Source organism: Mesorhizobium sp. M0598, assembly GCF_040320865.1.
Lineage (GTDB): Bacteria > Pseudomonadota > Alphaproteobacteria > Rhizobiales > Rhizobiaceae > Mesorhizobium.
The window spans coordinates 1-886 of record NZ_JAMYQL010000113.1 but is presented as its reverse complement, the minus strand read 5'-3'; the positions used below and the strand labels follow the sequence as shown (position 1 = coordinate 886).

1 pseudogene is annotated in these 886 nt (G+C 62.6%); it reads left to right on the top strand.

Going from position 1 to position 886, the window contains the following annotated elements:
- Positions 1–831: pseudogene (locus NKI59_RS34970) on the top strand (IS5 family transposase); the annotation flags it as partial.
- Positions 832–886: the final 55 nt, after the last annotated feature.

Genomic DNA, 886 nt, shown 5'->3' with positions numbered 1-886 from the left:
CAAGACACGTGGCGGCCAGCACCGCTATTCTGATCTGGCGGTCGAGACCACCTTGACGCTGGGCCTTGTGTTTGGCCTGCGGCTGCGCCAGGCAGAAGGCTTGCTGGAATCGGTGCTGCAACTGATGGCGCTGGCGCTTGCTGTCCCCGATCATACCACCCTGAGCCGTCGGGCGCGGACATGGCAATCGCCCAACAAACGGCATGATCGCCAGGTTCCGCCGGAGGGACCAGTGCATGTTCTTGTCGACAGCAGCGGCCTGCAGGTCTACGGCGCGGGTCAGTGGCTGGAGGAGAAGCACGGCGCCAGATCCCGTCGCAATTGGCGCAAGCTGCATCTGGCACTGGATGCCGACAGCGGCGAGATCATTGCCCATACCCTGACTGATCAGGACACTGGCGATGTCTCTCGAGTTGAGCCACTACTTGACCAGATTGGCGGTCCGATCGGACAGTTTACTGCTGACGGCGGCTATGACGGAAAACCGACTTACGACGCAGTCATCAATCACAGCGCGGCTGTCGCCATCGTCATTCCGCCTCGCGTCAACGCGGTCGAACCATTCGACGATAGACCTGCCGGCCAAAGGGACCAGCATATCGCCGCAATCGGCAGAGACGGCCGGATGAAATGGCAGGTCTCCAACGGTTATGGCAAACGCTCGCTGGTCGAGACCGCCATGGGGCGATACAAGTCCACCATCGGGCGGCGTTTGCGGGCACGGTCGCTTCCCTTCAGCAGACCGAAGTCGCCATCGGCTGCGCCGTCCTCAACCGCATGCCTGCCTGCGCACGCCCGAAATCCGCCCGCCGCAAGGCGGCCACGGCATAGTCTGCCGCTTCAAAGATCGACATCCGCTCAAGTCCGGACCGATGCACCAACGCCC